Origin of the sequence: Streptomyces sp. MCA2 (assembly GCF_023544705.1) — a bacterium.
Classification (GTDB): Bacteria; Actinomycetota; Actinomycetes; order Streptomycetales; family Streptomycetaceae; genus Streptomyces; species Streptomyces decoyicus.
Map to the genome: position 1 here is coordinate 33,958 of NZ_JAMJFM010000012.1, position 17,444 is coordinate 51,401.

Annotated in this window: 17 protein-coding genes and 1 riboswitch; of the genes, 7 read left to right on the forward strand and 10 right to left on the reverse strand. The window is 71.5% G+C overall.

The features are described from left to right. Window positions 1-40: 40 nt before the first annotated feature. The 3 genes from M8I34_RS12345 to thrC form a co-directional block, all read right to left on the reverse strand. Entirely contained in the window at window positions 41-244 is a 204-nt protein-coding gene (locus M8I34_RS12345) for a cold-shock protein (protein WP_003986833.1), read from the reverse strand. A gap of 424 nt (window positions 245-668) precedes the next feature. Next, window positions 669-947 (reverse strand): MoaD/ThiS family protein, encoded by a 279-nt coding sequence (locus M8I34_RS12350; protein ID WP_030086966.1) that lies wholly within the window; start codon window positions 945-947, stop codon window positions 669-671. 76 nt (window positions 948-1,023) lie between these two features. Continuing rightward, on the reverse strand, window positions 1,024-2,307 hold the full coding sequence (gene thrC / locus M8I34_RS12355) for a threonine synthase (protein WP_250049477.1): 1,284 nt from the start codon (window positions 2,305-2,307) through the stop codon (window positions 1,024-1,026). A 17-nt stretch (window positions 2,308-2,324) separates the two neighbouring features. After that, a riboswitch (SAM riboswitch) is annotated at window positions 2,325-2,485 on the reverse strand. 169 nt (window positions 2,486-2,654) lie between these two features. On the opposite strand from thrC, the gene M8I34_RS12360 reads away from it, so the two are divergent. From M8I34_RS12360 to M8I34_RS12370, 3 genes are all read left to right on the forward strand, one after another. Further along, window positions 2,655-3,617, forward strand: coding sequence for a glucosyl-3-phosphoglycerate synthase (locus tag M8I34_RS12360; protein WP_244419305.1), 963 nt, complete (start codon window positions 2,655-2,657; stop codon window positions 3,615-3,617). 228 nt (window positions 3,618-3,845) lie between these two features. Further along, window positions 3,846-4,463, forward strand: a complete 618-nt coding sequence (locus M8I34_RS12365; protein WP_250049479.1) for a hypothetical protein — start codon at window positions 3,846-3,848, stop codon at window positions 4,461-4,463. A gap of 134 nt (window positions 4,464-4,597) precedes the next feature. Beyond that, on the forward strand, window positions 4,598-6,061 hold the full coding sequence (locus tag M8I34_RS12370; RefSeq protein WP_250049481.1) for a trehalose-6-phosphate synthase: 1,464 nt from the start codon (window positions 4,598-4,600) through the stop codon (window positions 6,059-6,061). Window positions 6,062-6,118: 57 nt separating this feature from the next. Here the strand turns inward: M8I34_RS12370 and M8I34_RS12375 are convergent, their stop codons facing one another. The 4 genes from M8I34_RS12375 to M8I34_RS12390 all read right to left on the reverse strand — a co-directional run bounded on the left by M8I34_RS12375 (window position 6,119) and on the right by M8I34_RS12390 (window position 9,506). After that, window positions 6,119-6,640, reverse strand: a complete 522-nt coding sequence (locus M8I34_RS12375; protein WP_250049482.1) for a hypothetical protein — start codon at window positions 6,638-6,640, stop codon at window positions 6,119-6,121. 272 nt (window positions 6,641-6,912) lie between these two features. Then, the gene (gene otsB, locus M8I34_RS12380) at window positions 6,913-7,803 is read right to left on the reverse strand and encodes a trehalose-phosphatase (protein ID WP_250049486.1); all 891 of its coding nucleotides are present in this window, start codon (window positions 7,801-7,803) and stop codon (window positions 6,913-6,915) included. A gap of 91 nt (window positions 7,804-7,894) precedes the next feature. After that, on the reverse strand, window positions 7,895-8,173 hold the full coding sequence (locus M8I34_RS12385; protein ID WP_244419310.1) for a DUF3263 domain-containing protein: 279 nt from the start codon (window positions 8,171-8,173) through the stop codon (window positions 7,895-7,897). Window positions 8,174-8,285: 112 nt separating this feature from the next. Continuing rightward, window positions 8,286-9,506 carry an ABC transporter substrate-binding protein gene (locus tag M8I34_RS12390; RefSeq protein ID WP_250049488.1) on the reverse strand — a complete coding sequence of 407 codons (1,221 nt, stop codon included), beginning with the start codon at window positions 9,504-9,506 and terminating at the stop codon, window positions 8,286-8,288. 309 nt (window positions 9,507-9,815) lie between these two features. On the opposite strand from M8I34_RS12390, the gene M8I34_RS12395 reads away from it, so the two are divergent. The 3 genes from M8I34_RS12395 to pfkB all read left to right on the forward strand — a co-directional run bounded on the left by M8I34_RS12395 (window position 9,816) and on the right by pfkB (window position 13,074). Then, window positions 9,816-10,742 carry an ROK family protein gene (locus M8I34_RS12395; protein ID WP_374210902.1) on the forward strand — a complete coding sequence of 309 codons (927 nt, stop codon included), beginning with the start codon at window positions 9,816-9,818 and terminating at the stop codon, window positions 10,740-10,742. After that, window positions 10,742-11,953, forward strand: a complete 1,212-nt coding sequence (gene nagA, locus M8I34_RS12400; RefSeq protein ID WP_250049495.1) for an N-acetylglucosamine-6-phosphate deacetylase — start codon at window positions 10,742-10,744, stop codon at window positions 11,951-11,953. The genes M8I34_RS12395 and nagA overlap by 1 nt, the downstream gene beginning before the upstream one ends. Window positions 11,954-12,147: 194 nt before the next feature. Further along, entirely contained in the window at window positions 12,148-13,074 is a 927-nt protein-coding gene (gene pfkB / locus M8I34_RS12405; protein WP_250049496.1) for a 1-phosphofructokinase, read from the forward strand. Between the two features lie 49 nt (window positions 13,075-13,123). On the opposite strand, the gene M8I34_RS12410 is transcribed toward pfkB, so the two are convergent. From M8I34_RS12410 to cdgB, 3 genes are all read right to left on the reverse strand, one after another. Beyond that, window positions 13,124-13,456: a peptidase inhibitor family I36 protein gene (locus M8I34_RS12410; RefSeq protein WP_250049498.1), complete on the reverse strand. Its 333-nt coding sequence runs from the start codon at window positions 13,454-13,456 to the stop codon at window positions 13,124-13,126. Between the two features lie 122 nt (window positions 13,457-13,578). Beyond that, the gene (locus tag M8I34_RS12415) at window positions 13,579-14,496 is read right to left on the reverse strand and encodes a CBM35 domain-containing protein (protein ID WP_250049499.1); all 918 of its coding nucleotides are present in this window, start codon (window positions 14,494-14,496) and stop codon (window positions 13,579-13,581) included. Between the two features lie 260 nt (window positions 14,497-14,756). Continuing rightward, window positions 14,757-16,433, reverse strand: a complete 1,677-nt coding sequence (gene cdgB / locus M8I34_RS12420) for a diguanylate cyclase CdgB (protein WP_250049501.1) — start codon at window positions 16,431-16,433, stop codon at window positions 14,757-14,759. Window positions 16,434-16,860: 427 nt separating this feature from the next. Here cdgB and M8I34_RS12425 point away from each other — a divergent pair, with 427 nt between their 5' ends. Continuing rightward, entirely contained in the window at window positions 16,861-17,361 is a 501-nt protein-coding gene (locus M8I34_RS12425; protein ID WP_030086941.1) for a flavin reductase family protein, read from the forward strand. Window positions 17,362-17,444: the final 83 nt, after the last annotated feature.

Below are 17,444 nucleotides of genomic sequence, written 5' to 3' on the forward strand. Positions count from 1 at the left end.
CGGGGTACGGGCCTTCCCTACGCAGCAGTCGGTCGGCGCCTCAGCCGGCCACCCGGACCATGTCCGCCTGCGGCCCCTTCTGGCCCTGCGAGATCTCGAATTCGACCCGCTGACCTTCCTCGAGGGTGCGGTAGCCGTCCATCTGGATCGCGCTGTAGTGGACGAAAACATCCGCACCACCGTCGACCGCGATGAAGCCGTACCCCTTCTCCGCGTTGAACCACTTGACGGTGCCCTGAGCCATGCCTAACTCCCCTATTACTGGCCCTTGCGCAGGACCGCACTCCGCGGACCCGGGTCAGACCTCACCCCGCGAAAAGCCCGTGGGGTGTGCGCCGGAACGCGTCGACCGCCGCTGAATGTATCTGCACAGATGCCCAGAGCAACAGGTCAATCGGACGAGAAATCTGGGGCCGGAGAATCGGCAATATGCGGTGAAATCCCGGTTCTCCAGGGCAAGTCGGGCCGGGCATAGCGCACCTAGGCGACAAAAACCGCACACACTTTGGGCACAACTGATCACGAACACATATGCGTTCGGCACGCGCCGGGTGATATCCGGAAGGGGATCACCCCAATGGTATCCCCTTTCACAACATGGAATTGCCCCGTCCGCTTTCTGGCGGACGGGGCAATTCCGGTCAAGCAGGCGAAGAGATGGCGAAAAATCAGCAGCCGCCGGCCACTGCCGGAATGATCGAGATGCCCGCGCCGTCCGGGGTCGGCGTCTCCAGGCCCTGCTCGAAGCGCACATCGTCGTCGTTGACGTACACGTTCACGAAGCGGCGCAGCTTGCCGGCGTCGTCCAGCACACGGGCCGCGATGCCCTGGTGGTTCTGCTCCAGGTCGGCGATCACCTCGGAGAGGGTCGCGCCCTCGGCGGGGACCTCGGCCTGGCCGGCGGTGTACGTGCGGAGGATGGTGGGGATGCGGACCTTGACGCTCATGGTTCAGCCTTCCAGGAAATACGGAGTACGAGTGCGGGGCGGTGGCTCGGCCGTGTCCGCGGACCGGCCGACGGCCTCAGCCTGCCAGGCCGGCGGCGCGGAACGCGTCCAGATCCGGACGGATCGTCGCCGTGGGCCCGGTCGTCGGGGCGACCGCGTCCAGCGTCTTGAGACCGTCACCGGTGTTCAGGACGACGGTGGACAGGGCGGGGTCGAGGACTCCGGCCTCGATGAGCTTCTTGGTCACACCGACGGTCACGCCGCCCGCGGTCTCCGCGAAGATCCCTTCCGTCCTGGCCAGCAGCTTGATCGCGTCCACGACCTGCTCGTCGTTGACGTCCTCCACGGCGCCGCCCGTACGGCGGGCGATGTCGAGCACGTACGGACCGTCGGCCGGGTTGCCGATCGCCAGCGACTTGGCGATGGTGTTCGGCTTCTGCGGGCGTACGACGTCCTGCCCGGCCTTGAAGGCCGTGGACACCGGCGAGCAGCCCTCCGCCTGGGCGCCGAAGATCTTGTACGGCTTGTCCTCGACCAGGCCGAGGGCGATCAGCTCCTTGAGCCCCTTGTCGATCTTCGTGAGCTGCGAGCCGGACGCGATCGGGATGACGATCTGGTCCGGGAGCTGCCAGCCCAGCTGCTCACAGATCTCGTACGCGAGGGTCTTGGAACCCTCGCCGTAGTACGGACGCAGATTGACGTTGACGAAGCCCCAGCCCTCGCCCAGCGGGTCGCCGATGAGCTCCGAGCAGAAGCGGTTGACGTCGTCGTAGTTGCCCTCGATGCCCACCAGGTCGCCGCCGTAGACCGCGGCCATGACGACCTTGCCGGCCTCCAGGTCGTGCGGGATGAAGACGCACGACTTGAAACCGGCGCGGCGGGCGGCGGCGCCGACGGCACCGGCGAGGTTGCCGGTGGAGGAGCAGGAGAGCGTGGTGAAGCCGAAGGCGCGGGCGGCCTCGACGGCGATCGCCACGACGCGGTCCTTGAAGGAGTGCGTCGGGTTGCCGGAGTCGTCCTTCACATACAGACCGCCGGTGACGCCCAGCTCGGCGGCGAGCCGGTCGGCCTTGACGAGCTTGGTGAAGCCCGGGTTGAGGTTGGGCTTGTCGGCCACGTCCGCGGGGACCGGCAGCAGCGGGGCGTAGCGCCAGATGTTGTCCGGACCGGCCTCGATCTGCTTCCGCAGGCTCTCGGGGTCGCCGCTCGGCAGGTCGTAGGCGACTTCGAGCGGCCCGAAACATTCCTGGCACGCGAAGATCGGGCCGAGCGGGAAGCGCGTGCCGCACTCGCGGCAGGACAGCGCGGCGGCGGGGCCCAGAGCGACGGTGGGGGTGTTTTCGGTGACTTGCACAGCCATGGAGGCGAGGCCCTTTCTCCTCATCTTCCTCGCGGCGAATCTCGCCACGAGACGGATTTGGCACCTTCCCTAGCCGGGAGCCTCACGCGCGCGGGACGTCAGCGTCCTGGCGGCAAGACCGGCTGGAGGGTTGCCGGGGCTTCAACGGGCCGTATCCCTCTGCCCCTCTGGATGAGCGGTATGGCGCTGGGCCGAAACCCAGGCGTTTGTGGCACGGACCCCGACATGCGACGGTCATCCGCGTTGTTCAAGACTGTAACCGAAGGCACTGACGGTTGAGATAGTCGTCCGAACCGCGAGATGGATCACAGAGGCCGCCCACCGGCGGCGACCGAGGAGTCGTAGACGTGCTGGAAGAGGTCGAGGGCTGGCTGAGCAGCCGCTCCTGGTCCGCCGCGGACCGTCCGCTGGCGCAGCTGCTGGAGGCCAAGCGCCAGACGGGCCGCACGGTCAGCGTGGTGCTGCCCGCGCTCGACGAGGAAGCCACCGTCGGGGCGATCGTGTCGGTGATCCGCGCCGAGCTGATGACCGAGACGGTCCCGCTCGTCGATGAGCTGGTGGTGCTGGACTCCGGCTCCACCGACCGCACCGCCGAGGTCGCCGCGGCGGCCGGGGCCCGGGTCGTCCACCGCGACAGCGTCCTGCCGCGGCTGCCGGCCGTCCCCGGCAAGGGTGAGGTGCTGTGGCGCTCCCTCCTGGCCACCACCGGCGACATCGTCTGCTTCATCGACGCCGACCTGCGCGCCTTCTCCTCCGTCTTCGTCTCCGGGATCATCGGCCCGCTGCTGACGGATCCGGACCTCCAGTTCGTGAAGGCGATGTACGACCGCCCCCTGGAGACCGGCACCGAGGGGGCCGGGGCCGGTCAGGGCGGCCGGGTGACGGAGCTGGTGGCGCGCCCCCTCCTCAATCTCCACTGGCCGCAGCTGGCCGGCTTCGTCCAGCCCCTGGGCGGCGAGTACGCGGCCCGCCGCTCCCTCCTGGAACGGCTGCCGTTCCCGGTCGGCTACGGCGTCGAGCTCGGCCTGCTCGTCGACGCGCTGCACACCGTCGGCCTCGACGCCCTCGCCCAGGTGGACGTCGGCGTCCGCAAACACCGCCACCAGGACGGCCAGGCCCTCGGCCGGATGGCCGCCGCGATCTACCGGACCGCCCAACTGCGCCTGACCCGCGGCCACTTGATCCGCCCCCGGCTCACCCAGTTCGACCGCGGCGAACAGGGCTTCGTCCCGCGGACGACGGAGGTGGACACCGAGGAGCGCCCCCCGATGGCCGAAATCCCGGAGTACGCGGCGCGACGGGCTGCCTGACCTGCGCAATGAATCACGGGGCGGGAGGGGCGGAGGCCTCCGTGCGCGGCGGCACGCGTACGACGAGGCCCGGCGGCGCGACACGCGTGCGCCCCGGAGCGGGCCGCGTCACCGCGGGCGGCGTCCCCCGTACTTCCGTCAGCGGAAAGTCAGTTACCGCCCGGTAGCCGCGGCGGCTAGGGTGACGGAGTTGTTGATCTTCTCTTGACTGACCACAGGGGGAATATTTTGCGTATCTCTACGGGGCGGATCCTCGGCGCCATGGCGGCGGTGGGCGTGCTGGCCACGGCCACTCCCGCCCAGGCGCAGTCGGCCCACTCGGCGCAGCAGCCCGTGACCAAGGCTGCCGTCGCCCAGCCCGCAGCCGCCAAGAACGGTGCCGCGGCGGCGGGCCTGCGCAAGCTGTACGACGAGCGCTTCACCGTCAAGCCCAACAACGGGCACTACCCGGGGCTCAAGGTGAGCCCGGCCAAGGCGATGAAGTCCCTGCATGACTGCTTCAACTGCTCGTTCCCCGTCAAGGGCGCGCCGAAGAAGTTCCCGAAGGAGAACCAGCGGCTCAACCTCGAAGCCTGCGCCACCTTCTTCGCCTGCAAGGACGCTCCGGTGCGCTACCACGGCATCGGCACCATGAAGAACGCCTGGTACTTCACCGCGGAGAAGGGCCACTTCGACGGCAAGGGTTCGAAGGTCTACTTCAACTTCTACACGGACTCCAAGGGTTACCTGAAGCTCCACGTCGAGGGCTACGTCACCCACCCGAGCGTGCCGGACTCGCTCAACAAGCGGTTCGCCGTCGAGAAGTGGCAGAACTTCGCCCACAACATGGGCACCAAGCTCGACTGATCCCCTTCCGGGGCGGGGTGCCGTGCGGTCTTTGCGCCGCCGGCTCCCCCGCCCCGGCGGGCGGCGGGCGGCGGGACACGACGTAGGCGAGTTCCGTACGTTTGCGCCGATGTGCAGCGGGTTACTGTCGCGACATGGCTTCCGAGCGCAGTGCGGCCCCTGCGGGTGCCGAGGTTCTTGTGGCGTCCAATCGCGGACCCGTCTCGTACGCCCTGGCGGAGGGCGGGGCGCTGACCGCCAAGCGGGGCGGGGGCGGACTGGTGTCCGGGCTGTCGGCCATCGGGTCCGATACGGATGCGGTGTGGGTGTGTGCCGCGCTCGGCGACGGTGACCGGGAGGCCGTACGGCGGACGGGTGGTGCGCTCGATCCGGGCGACACCGGTGGACAGCGTGTCCGGATGCTGGACATTCCGGCCGAGGTGTACACCGCCGCCTACAACGGCATCGCGAACTCCGCTCTGTGGTTCGTCCACCACATGCTGTACCAGACACCGCTGGAACCGGTCTTCGACGCGGAGTTCCGGGCGCAGTGGGCGTCGTACGAGAGCTACAACCGCGCGTTCGCCCAGGCGCTCGCCGACGAGGCCGCCGAGGGCGCGGCGGTACTGGTGCAGGACTACCACCTGGCCCTGGTGCCGGGGATGCTGCGCACCCTGCGGCCCGACGTACGGATCGCGCACTTCTCGCACACGCCCTGGGCGCCGCCGGAGTACTTCCGGATGCTGCCGGACGACCTCGCACGGCAGCTGCTGGAGGGCATGCTGGGCGCCGACCAGCTGGGGTTCCTCACCCGTCGCTGGGCGGACGCGTTCGCCGCGTGCTGCGCCGCGGTCGTCGGCGGCACGGGCGACACCCGAATCGGCGTGTACGGGCTCGGGGCGGACGCCGGGTTCCTGCGCGAGCGGTCGCAGCAGGAGGATGTCGCCGAGCGGCTGTCCGCCCTGCGGGAGCAGATCGGCACGGGGCCCGACGGGACGGCGCGCAAGACCGTCGTCCGGGTGGACCGGACCGAGCTGTCGAAGAACATCGTGCGGGGGCTGCTCGCCTACCGGCAGCTCCTGGCGGACCATCCGTCGTGGCGCGAGCGCGTGGTGCATATCGCGTTCGCCTATCCCTCACGCCAGGACCTGGCCGTCTACCGGGAGTACACGGCGGAGGTCGGGCGGGTCGCCGAGGCGGTCAACTCCGAGTACGGGACGGCGGATTGGCAGCCCGTCGTGCTGCACGTCAAGGACGACTTCGCGCGCTCGCTGGCCGCGTACCGCCTGGCGGACGTGGCGCTGGTCAACCCGATCCGGGACGGGATGAACCTGGTCGCGAAGGAGATCCCGGTGGTCTCCGACCAAGGCTGTGTACTGGTGCTCTCCCGGGAGGCCGGCGCCCACGAGGAGCTGGGGCAGGACGCCCTCACCGTCAATCCGTACGACGTCAGCGGCACCGCACGGGCACTCCACGAGGCGCTGTCGATGGACGACGGGGAGCGGAGCGAGCGCACGGCACGGCTGGCCGCGGCCGCCACGGCGCTGCCGCCCGCGCAGTGGTTCCTCAAGCAGTTGCGGGCGCTGCGGGAGGTCACTCCGAGGGCGGACGCCCGCTGAAGCATCTTCGGCGGCGACCGTTCCCGCGGGCGGGGCCCGTGGTGACCTGCGCGCGGATCAGCTGTCGACCGGGGCGGTGCCGAGGAGGGCGTGCAGAACCTCGCGGTGGAGGGTGGCGATGGGGCCGAGCAGGTCCGGGTGGCGCAGCAGCGGCGCGGCGCGCTGATCGCGAGGGCTGGGAATCGTCAGCCGACGGGCGTCGCCCACGGCGTGCGCACCGTGGTGGGTGGCGGCCAGGCAGGCCGCGGCCACGACGGCGAGCTCGGCGTCGGCCAGCAGGCAGGCCGCCCAGCTGACGACGGTTTCGTCCACCGAGGTGCGCCAGGCGTGGGCGGCGCCCTCCAGCGGGTGGGCATCGGCACCGGTGACCGAGTCCAGCCGGGCGGAGCCGCCGGGGCCGAGCAGGTGCAGCAGTTCGGCGTCGAGCGCGGTGGGGTAGCGCAGCGCCGCGGCGATGGTGACCGCGTGACTCGCCTGGGCTTCGGCCAGGGCATGGTCCAGCGGGCCGGCCGCCGGCGGGAAGGCCGCCAGCAGCCAGCGGGTGGAGGCAGCGATGACGGGCGAGAGATCGGTGGGCATGGGGAAACCGTCCTTCACACGTGCCCGCCGTCGTTCTGTCACCTGGGTGTGACCCGGTCGCGAGCACTCGGCGCGCTCGGGGCGCGCGTGGCCGGCCAGCGTAAGGCGGCCCCTCCGAGCGGCGACAGGACGTACGTCACAGGGCCGGCCGCCCGGGGCCGGTGCTCAGGGCCACCTAGGGCCGGTCGCCCAGGCCGGTCCCCCAGGGCCGGGCAGACCGCAGTGGTGGGCCGGTGGGCCGGGCACCTCAGGGGCCCGCCCCGGCTCCGCTCCTAGTCCAGCCGGTCGGCCAGGGCGGCGAGGAGGCCGACGACTCCGGTCGGGCCGTCGACCACCAGATCGGCGCGGTCGGCGAGTTCGGCGACCTCGTTGCTGCCGCTGCACACCAGGATGCCGTCGAGGCCGTCGGAGCGGAGCTTTTCGACGGCGGCGAAGGCTGCCAGGTCGCCGAGGTCGTCACCGGCGTAGAGGACGGTGGTGGCGCCGGTCTCGCGGACCCAGTCGGCCAGGGCGACGCCCTTGTCCATGCCCGGCGGGCGGAGTTCGAGGACGAGGCGGCCCGGTTCGACGATCAGGCCGTGGCGTTCGGCGAGTGCGGTGAGCGGGCCGCGCAGCCGGTCGAAGGCGCCCTGGGGGTCGGCGGCGCGGCGGGTGTGGACGGCGATGGCGCGGCCGCCCTTGCGCTCGATGGCGGTCTCGACCCAGGTGCCGTGCCAGACGCCGGACGCGTCCAGGACGCCGGGGAGTTCGGCCTGTATGGCGGCGACGCCGGGGTGCGGGGCGGGCGCGTGGACGGTGCCGGTGGCCGCTTCCCAGCGCTCGGCGCCGTAGTGGCCGAGGACGGTGAGATGGTCCAGGCCCGGTACGTCCGCGAAGCCGCCGAGGCGGACCGCGACGGTGGCCGGACGGCCGGTGATCACCGCTGCGGCACGCAGCCGGGGCACCAGGCGGCCGAGGGCGGCGACGGCACCGTCATGGGCGCGGGCCTTCTCCGGGTCGGGGACGATATCGGCGAGGGTGCCGTCGAAGTCGAGGGCGATGACGGCGCGTTCCGGGTGGGCCAGCAGCGCGGCGAGGCCGTCGCGGCCGGCCGGGGTGCGCGGGGTCGGCACGGGTCCGGGTGTCGGCTGGGAGTGCGGCGCGGCGTTCGGGGGGCTGCCCATGGCGCCGACCCTACCGGCGCGGGGCGGGCGCCGGGGGTACCTCCCGGTGGCAGCCGGAGGCGCACCGGGGCGCCGGGCCGGAGCACCCGGGTCAGCGGCGGGCGCGGCGGGCGTCCCGGACGCGGCGCAGGCGGTTGACCGTGACGGGGTCGTGGGCGAGCGCCCGGGGGTCGTCGAGCAGGGCGTTGAGGAGTTGGTAGTAGCGGGTCGGGGAGATGCCGAGCTGCTCGCGGATGGCGCGCTCCTTGGGACCGGGGCCCGGCCAGGAGCGGCGCTCGACGGCGAGCACCGCCTCGTCCCGGGCGGAGAGCCCCGAGGAGCTCTCGCCGGCCTCGGGCCCGCCGCCCGTACCCTCCGTACCGCCTGTCATCACGCTTCCACGATAAGCGCACGGTCGGACAGGGCCCGGCCCGTCGCCGCGGCGGCCGCCGCAGGCCCGCCCAGCTGCCCGCGCGCCCGCATCCGCCCCCGCATCCGCACCGTCATTCGCCGGTGTTGTCGGCCATGGCCGCGGTGTTCTGGATGTCGGTGAGCACCCCGGACGGGTTGCCCCGCGGGCCGACCGCGGCGCCCATCTTCGCCTTGACCGTCTTGGAGATCAGCGGCCAGGAGGTCTTGTTCGCGGGGTAGAACTCGGCGTTGGGGAGCTGCTCCAGGAAGCCGTGCAGCTTGGTGTACTTGTCGTCGGCCTGCATCGCCTGGGAGGCGGAGGTGGTGACCGGCAGCAGGCCGTAGTCGCCGGAGAACTTCTCGACGTTCTTGTCGCTGTAGACGAAGTCGAGGAATTTGCCGGCCTGGACGCGGTGGCCGCCCTGCTTGAACGCCATCATCCAGTCGGCGACGCCCATGGTGGCCTTGGCCTTGCCGTTGGTGCCGGGCAGCTCGACGGTGCCGTAGTCGACGCCCTTGGCCGCGGCCTGCTTCATCAGGGTGGGGTGGCCGTTGAGCATGCCGACCTCGCCGTCGGCGAAGCCCTGGAAGGCGTCCTTCCGGTTGAGCTTGGCCGGGTCGGTGCCGGTCAGGCCCTTGCCGACGAGGTTCTCCTTCAGCCAGTTGAAGGTCTTGACGTTCTCCGGCGAGTCGATCGTGTACTTGCCGATGCTGTCGGTGTAGCCGCCGCCACCGCTGAGCATCCACTGCATCGTCTCGGCCTGGGTCTCCTCCGGACCGAGCGGCAGCGCGAAGGGCATCTTGACGCCACGGGCCTTCAGCAGCTGGGCGTCGTGGGCGATGTCGTCCCACGTCCGCGGCGGGGAGGCGATGCCGGCCTGGGCGAACAGCTTCTTGTTGTAGAAGAGCCGCCGGGTGCTGGCGCCGAAGGGCATGCCGTACTGGACGCGCTTGTACTCGCCGGCCTCCGCGAGGGAGGGGGTGAAGTCGGCCTGCGTGGTCACGTTGAGCAGCTTGTCGGCGCTGTAGAGCTGACCCTTGGCGGCATAGTCCGCGTAGGCGCCGATCTGGGCGAGGTCGGGGGCCTTGCCGGCCTCGACCAGGTCCTCGACCTTCTTGTCGACGTCCGTCCAGCTGTAGACGTCGACATCGACCTTGATGCCCGGGTTCTTCTTCTCGAAGGCGCGGGCGAGCTCGTCCCAGTAGTGCTGGGAGCCGTTGGACTTGCTGTCGCCGTAGTCCGCCGCGATCAGTTTGAGGGTGACGTCGCCGCTACCGGTGCTGCTGCCGCAGCCGGTAAGAGTCAGTGTCATGGTGGTGGCGATTGCCGCCGCCAGGCTCAAGTACCGCCGCTGCACTGCCGTTACCGCCCTTTGTTCTGAAATTCCGTCTTGCCAGGTATCACCCGCCGCCCGAGGGGTGCCCCTCCGAACAGCATGAACAGCGAGTCTCCCTTGCGACCTTTACAAGGTCTACACCACCCCCCGTTTCGCGGAGGTACCACCCTTCGGGCAGCTCACTCCGCACGATCCACCCGGTGAGTGGACTAGACCTTTCAGCCCGGATCGCGCAAAACTGTTCCCGTGAGACACGTCATCGCCCTTGATGTGGGCGGCACCGGAATGAAGGCCGCCCTCGTAGGGGTGGACGCGGCGCCTTCCGGGGGGACGCCTGCCGGTCCCCCCGTTCTGCTGTACGAGGCACGGCGCCCCACCGGCCGCGAGCGGGGCCCCGACGCGGTGGTCGAGGCCATCCTCGGCTTCGCCGCCGAGCTGCGCGACGTCGGCACGGACCGCTTCGGCGCCCCCGCCGCGGCGGCCGGCGTCGCCGTCCCCGGCATCGTCGACGAACGGTCCGGCACCGCCGTCTACGCCGCGAACCTCGGCTGGCAGGACGTACCGATGCGGGCGCTGCTGTCCGAGCGGCTCGGCGGGGTACCGGTCGCCCTCGGTCACGACGTCCGCACCGGCGGGCTGGCGGAGGGCCGGATCGGCGCCGGCCGGGACGCCGACCGGTTCCTGTTCGTCCCGCTGGGCACGGGGATCGCGGGCGCCATCGGCATCGACGGCCGGATCGAGGCCGGTGCGCACGGCAGCGCGGGAGAGATCGGCCACATCGTCGTACGGCCCGGCGGGCGCGCGTGCGGCTGCGGTCAGCGCGGCTGTCTGGAGACGCTGGCCTCGGCCGCCGCGGTCGGCCGTGACTGGGCGGCGGTCTGCAAGGATCCGCAGGCCAGCGCGGCGGACGCGGCCAAGGCCGTGGAGTTTGGCGACGAGCGGGCCCGCGCGGTGTGGCAGAACGCCGTGGACGCCCTCGCCGACGGGCTGGTCACCGGCCTCACCCTGCTCGACCCGCAGACGCTGATCATCGGCGGCGGGCTCGCCGAGGCGGGCGACACGCTGTTCACACCTCTGCGGGAAGCGGTCCGCCGCCGCGTTACGTTCCAGCGGCTCCCCTCGATCGTTCCGGCGGCCCTGGGGGACGCCGCCGGGTGCCTGGGCGCAGGACTGCTCGCCTGGGATCTTCTCTCCACGGAGGTAACCGCCTGATGGCACAGCAACAGTCCGCGCAGCGGTCCTCGGACCCCGGGCGCACCGTCCTGGCCGGCGCCCGTCTCGCCCGGCCGTCCGGCGTCGTCGAGCGCGGCCGGATCGCCATCGAGGACGGCCGGATCGGCGATGTCCACAGCCGCGACCTCGACCTGGACGAGGCGGCGGCCGGACGCACCGTGGACCTCTCGGGCCATCTCATCGTCCCCGGCTTCATCGATATGCACGTCCACGGCGGAGGCGGCGGCTCGTTCTCGTCCGCCGACCCCGAAGAGTGCCTGAAGGTGGCCGAGACCCATCGCCGGCACGGCACCACCTCGATGGTCGCCTCCACCGTCACCGGCGAACTGGCCGACCTCGCCCGGCAGGCCGCGGTGCTCGCCGAGCTGGTCCAGCAGGGCGAGCTGGCCGGCATCCACTTCGAGGGCCCGTTCATCTCCGCGGACCGCTGCGGCGCCCATCAGCCGGAGCTGCTGCGCGACCCGGACCCGGCCGACGTCCGCAAGCTCCTCGACGCCTCGCACGGCACCGCGTCGATGATGACCCTCGCGCCCGAGCTGCCCGGCGGCATGGCGTCCGTACGGCTGCTCGCCGACGCCGGGGTGATCGCGGCCATCGGCCACACCGACTCCACCTACGACGCCACCCGCCAGGCCATCGAGGCCGGCGCCACCGTCGCCACCCACCTCTTCAACGCGATGCCCGCACTGGGCCACCGCGCGCCCGGCCCGGTCGCCGCGCTCCTGGAGGACGAGCGGATCAGCGTCGAGCTCATCAACGACGGCACCCATCTGCACCCCGCGATGCTCCAGCTGGCGGTGCGTGAGGCCGGTGCCGGACGGGTCGCGTTCATCACCGACGCCATGGGCGCGGCCGGCATGAACGACGGGATGTACCCGCTCGGCCCGATGCGGGTCGAGGTCAAGGACGGGGTCGCGCGCATCAGCGAAGGCCCCACGGCCGGTTCGATCGCCGGCTCCACCCTCACCCTGGACCGCGCCTTCCAGCGCGCCGTCACCGTCGACGGCCTGACGGTCGACCAGGCCGTACAGGCACTTTCGGCCACCCCGGCCCGCCTCCTGGGCATCGACGACCGGACCGGCTCCCTCCAGACCGGCAAGGACGCCGACCTGGTGGTGCTGGACGCGGCATACGACCTGGTGGGAGTCATGCGCCGGGGCGAGTGGCTGGTGCGCTCGCCGGGCGTCTGACGCTCCGCACCGGCGGCGGGCGGTGCACGGCCGGCCGGCCCTCCGCCCGGCCCGCGGGCAGCGGCGGCGGGTCCGGGTCTGGGCCAACCACCACCGGCGATGGCATGATCGCTCGCGCACTTGTCCGTATGCCACCGCCGCGCGCGGTTGCCCGACGCCCGGCCGCCCGGCCATGACTGCCCGGAGGGGCGACCATGATCCTTACGGTCACGCTGAACGCCGCCCTGGACATCACCTACCGCGTTCCCCGGCTCCACCCGCACGCCACGAACCGGGTCACCGAGGTGTCCGAACGGCCCGGCGGCAAGGGCCTGAACGTCGCCCGGGTGCTGGCCGCGCTCGGCCACCGCACGGTCGCCACCGGCTTCGCGGGCGGCGGCACCGGCACGGCGCTGCGCGCGCTGCTCGCGGAGACCGAGGTCACCGACGCCCTGGTCCCGGTCGGCGGCACCACCCGCCGCACCGTCGCCGTCGTCGACACGGCCGGCGGAGACACCACCCAGCTCAACGAGCCGGGCCCGACCGTCTCCCCCGCCGAATGGGACACCTTCCTCGGCACCTACCGCGAACTGCTCGCCGACGCGCGGGCGGTGGCACTGTGCGGCAGCCTCCCGCCGGGCGTCCCGGTCGACGTCTACGCCCGCCTCACCCGCGCCGCGCGCAGCGCCGGCGTCCCGGTCCTCCTCGACACCAGCGGCGAACCGCTGCGCCGCGGCCTGGCCGCCCGCCCCGACCTCACCAAGCCCAACGCCGAGGAACTCGCCGCCCTCACCGGCAGCACCGAGCCGCTGCGCGCCGCCCGCGACGCGCGCCGCCGCGGCGCCCACGCGGTGGCCGCCTCACTGGGCCCGGCCGGCATGCTCGCGGTGACCGCCGACGGCACCTGGCAGGCCACCCCGCCACGGCAGATCGCCGGAAACCCGACCGGCGCCGGCGATTCCGCGGTGGCCGGCCTGCTCTCGGGCCTGGTGGAGAACCTGCCCTGGCCCGACCGTCTGACCCGCGCGGTGGCCCTGTCCGCGGCAACCGTACGGGCCCCGGCGGCGGGCGAGTTCGATACGGCTACGTATGAAGAGCTGCTGCCGCGTGTGGTGGTGACGGATCATCCGTCGGCGGCGTGAGGGGGAACAGCCGGGGCATCCGGGCGCGGACGCCCCGTCCGCGGCGTCATCATCCCCAGATGGCGATGCTCCTGACGGGCCACGGGGTCTTGGCCGAGTAGTGACCTTCGGTCAGGTCGAATCGCTTGCCGTAGCACCCCGAATCGCTGTAGAAGGTCACCCGGTGCCTGTTCTGGTTGGACACCGACCGCACATCGCCGTGGAATCCGTCGCACCCTGGGGTGGGGCTGACCACGGAATACGCATGCCCCCCGAAGTTCGGCTTCGCCCAACCACAGATGTTGCCCTTCGGGCACTTGGCAGCGGCGTCGGCCGTTCCCGCAGTGAGCGGCAGTGCGGCCAGCAGTGCGGCACCGGTCAGCGCTAAAGCGCGCATCTTCATGCGTGATCTCCTCTGATCAAGTGGGCTGTTGACCTCAGTCCACCACGATCAAAGTGACACCAGCAATCGACTTCGGGGCGGGGACGTGCCCGCCCGGGCCCCGAAGTGGCAGGCGCGCCCTGCTACTTGGCGCCGCCCCGCTGCAACCACACCTGATCCAGGTTGGCGTTGCACTGGTTGCCCTGCCCACAGGAGATTTCGATGGTGTTGCTGCCCTTGTTCAGGGTGACGGGTGCCCAGGTGGTCTGCCAGCCCTTCTCCCAGTCCCCCTTGGGCGAGTGGATGAAGTTCTTCAGGCCGATTGGCTGGCTGTTGGGCTTGCTGTTGACCGCCAGCGTCGCGTTGGCGTCCTCGCCCGGGATGCCGTAGCGCACGTACAGCCGGTAATCGCCCGCGCGCGGGGCATCCACCGTCCACTGCACCTTCGCCCCGACCTGATTGAAGCCGCCGACATACGAACCGCTCGTCGAGCGCGCGCCCGGCACGTCCTTGGCCGTGGCCGCCCCGCCGTCCAGTCGCAGGCTGCCCGCGTCCTCCTTGGGCAGCTTGCCGGGGGCGGGCTTCTTGGGCTTGTCGCCGGGGGACACCTTGTCGCCGGCGGTCGGGCCCGGCTTGCCCGCGGTGTCGTCCTTGGCGTTCTTGCCGTTGGTGAGCATCGCGACGCCGATGCCTATGCACACCACCGCGACCACCGCGACGGCGCCTATCAGCAGGCCGTTGCGGCCGCGGCGCGGCTCCTGGCCGCCGTTGCCCGGGGCCGGGGCGGAGCGCGTGCGGTCGCCGCCGGGCAGCGTCTCCGGCGCGGCGTAGTGGGCGTTCTGCTGCCCGTACGTCACCTGCTGCGGAGCCTGCTGGCCGTACTGGCGCTGGCCGACGGCCCGCACCTGGTTGTAGGAGGTACGCGGGACGCCCGGCTGCCGCGCCGCCGGACCATCGCCCGACGGGCCCGGTGCGCCGCCCTCGCCGCCTTCCGAGCGGTAGAGATAGGCGAACGGGTCGTCGTTCTCCGGCGTGTCCGCGCCGTTGTTGCCGGCCGTCATTCCGTGTCACTCCCAAGCGATCTGTGCGCGTCGTGCGCGTCTTCGCGCGTCGGCAGTCATCTTCTGCGCGAACTGTCTTTCGGGCCCCCGGCGGCACCGCGCCGCATCGGCGCAGCCTACCCCCTGAAGGCCGCCGCATACCGAGCCCGAAGGGCCACAAGATCGCTACGGATCGGTGAACTGCTGGTGCGGGGGCCGGAGCGGGCCCGGTGTGAGATACGCGGCACCGGACCCGGCCGTCGCGGCGACGCGCCCGTGGCTCAGCCCGCCGCCCGCCGGTTCTGCTTCGAGCGGGAGCGCTTCTCGACGTACATCCGCTGATCGGCCGACTCCAGCACTTCCTCGGCCGTCATCCCGCAGCTCGCCCAGCCGATGCCGAAGCTGGCGCCCACCCGGACCGCCCGGCCCTCCACCCGGATCGGCGGGATGATCGCGTTCCGCAGCCGGACCGCGAGATCCTCGGCGTCGGCGGTGCCGAGACCGTCGGCGAGCACCACGAATTCGTCGCCGCCGAGCCGGGCGACCGTATCGCCGTCCCGGACGCCGCTGGTCAGCCGCCGGGCGACCTCTATCAGCACCGCGTCGCCGGTGTTGTGCCCGAAGCGGTCGTTGATCGACTTGAAGCCGTCGAGGTCGCAGAAGAGGACCGCGAGCCCCTTCGAGCCGTCGTCGGCCGGCCCGTCCGCGGGGGCGACGAGATGGACATGGTGGTCGAACGGGGCCGGCAGCCCGCCCTCGAAGCCGTCGAGCCCGTCGAAGGGCTCCTTCCCGTCCGGCCGGAAGCCGTGCGCGTCCCGGGGGTCGGTGTGGATGACGCCCGAGGAGGCGTAGGCGTCCGCCATCGAGCCGGGCGGGCGGGAGCACAGCCGGGCGCCGAGCCGGGCCCGCAGCTCGGCGCTGTTGGGCAGCCCGGTCAGCGAATCGTGGCTGGCGCGGTGCGCGAGCTGGAGCTCGTGCCGCTTGCGCTCCTCGATGTCCTCGACGTGGGTGAGCAGGAAGCGGGGGCCGTCGGTGGTGTCGGCGACGACGGAGTTGCGCAGCGAGACCCACACGTAGGTGCCGTCCCGGCGGGCCAGCCGCAGCTCGGCCCGGCCGCCCTCGGCGGAGGTGCGCAGCAGCGTGCCGATGTCCTCGGGGTGGACCAGGTCGGAGAAGGAGTAGCGGCGCATCCCGGAGGCCGGGCGGCCCAGCAGCCGGCACAGCGCGTCATTGGTCCGTAGCAGCCGCCCGTGCTGGTCACCGCCCATTTCGGCCACGGCCATACCGCTCGGTGCGTACTCGAACGCCTGCCGGAAGCTCTCCTCGCTGGCGCGCAGCGCCTGCTGGTCGCGCTCCAGCCGGACCAGGGCGCGCTGCATATTGGCCCGCAGCCGGGCGTTGCTGATCGCGATGGCGGACTGGAAGGCGTACATCTGGAGGGCTTCCTGGCCCCAGGGGCCGGGCCGCCGCCCGTTGCGCGGCCGGTCGACGGAGATCACTCCGAGCAGCTCGCCGCCGCCGTTCGCCGCGGTGTACATGGGCGCGAGGAGGCGGTCCATGGGGTGCCACTCGTCGGGGAAACGGGGTGCGGGTCCGGCCGTGTGCCACTGCGGTACGTCGTCGTCATCGAGCACCCAGCCCTCGGTGTGCGGGATGAAGCACAGGTCACCCCAGCGCTCGCCCATCGACAGCCGGCGGTCCCAGGAGGTGCGGGAGCCGGTCCGTCCGGCCATCAGCGCCTCGGCACCCGCGCTGCCGGCGACCGCGGCGACCACGAGATCGCCGTCGGGGCGGACGAGATTGACCGCGGCCAGCTCATAGCCGAGCCCGGTGATCGCGCCGTCGGCGACCGTCTGAAGGGTGTCCGCGAGGCTGCGTGCGGTGTTCAGTTCGGCGACCACTTGGTGCAGCTGCCGCAGGGTCGCAAGACGGACGTATGGCTCCGACTCGGTCTCCATCGCTCGCTCTCCCTGAGACCTCGACAGCAAACTCCACGATTCTTTGTCGTCCGATTCCACGCTCACTGAATCACAGTGAGCTGTTCACCCGGTACACAGGGTCAACAATTAGCGCCTGCTGTGACTCAAGTCACAAACCCGTAAAGACGTTTGGCGATCTCCCAAAAAGCCGCCGAGGGAGCGCGCCTTCACTCTTTCTACACTTCCTGAACGCAAATTTCCGAGCGTTCCGGACTTCCGTCGTCAGACCTAGGACGCGGATGGTCCCCGGGCCCGATGCGCGCAGGCGGCCGACGAAGTTAGCGTTTATGGCGTGTTCACGAAAAGCCCTGCCGACGCAGCAGCCTCCGGGCCCGCCGCCTCTTCCGCACCCACCATCGCCCTCACCTCCGTGCCGGGCGGTACGCCCATCCCGCATTCTGTGGGAGTGAGTGACGAAGAATTCCGCGCCGCCCTGTCCCGCCTCGCCGCCGGAGTGGTGCTGATCACCGCCCACGACCCGGACGAGGGGCCGCACGGCGAGGACGTCGGCATGACCGCCACGGCGTTCCTGTCCGTGTCCCTCGATCCGCCGCTCGTGATGGTGAGCGTTCGCAACGACTCACGGATGGACGACCTGCTGGAGCTCCAGCCGCTCTGGGCGGTGTCGGTGCTCTCGGGACACCAGCGGCAGATTGCCGGACGGTTCGCGATGAAGGGGCGCATCAGCGACCGGCTGCTCTTCGAGGACATCCCGTTCGTACGGGGCGAAGTGTCCGGTGCCCCGCTCGTCGGCGGAGCGCTCGCGACCATGGAGTGCCGCACCGAGCAGCGGGTCGTGGCCGGCGATCACACGCTCGTCATCGCCCGCGTACTGGCCACGTCGATTCCGAACGAGGATGACGGGCCGCTGACGTATTTCCGGGGGAAGTACCGGCAGTTGGGGTGAGTGCCGGGAAACTGTTGAGGTGAGAGCCGGGAGGCAGCCGGGGTGAGAGCCGGGAGGCGCCGGCGGGCGGGGCGGCCGAGGAG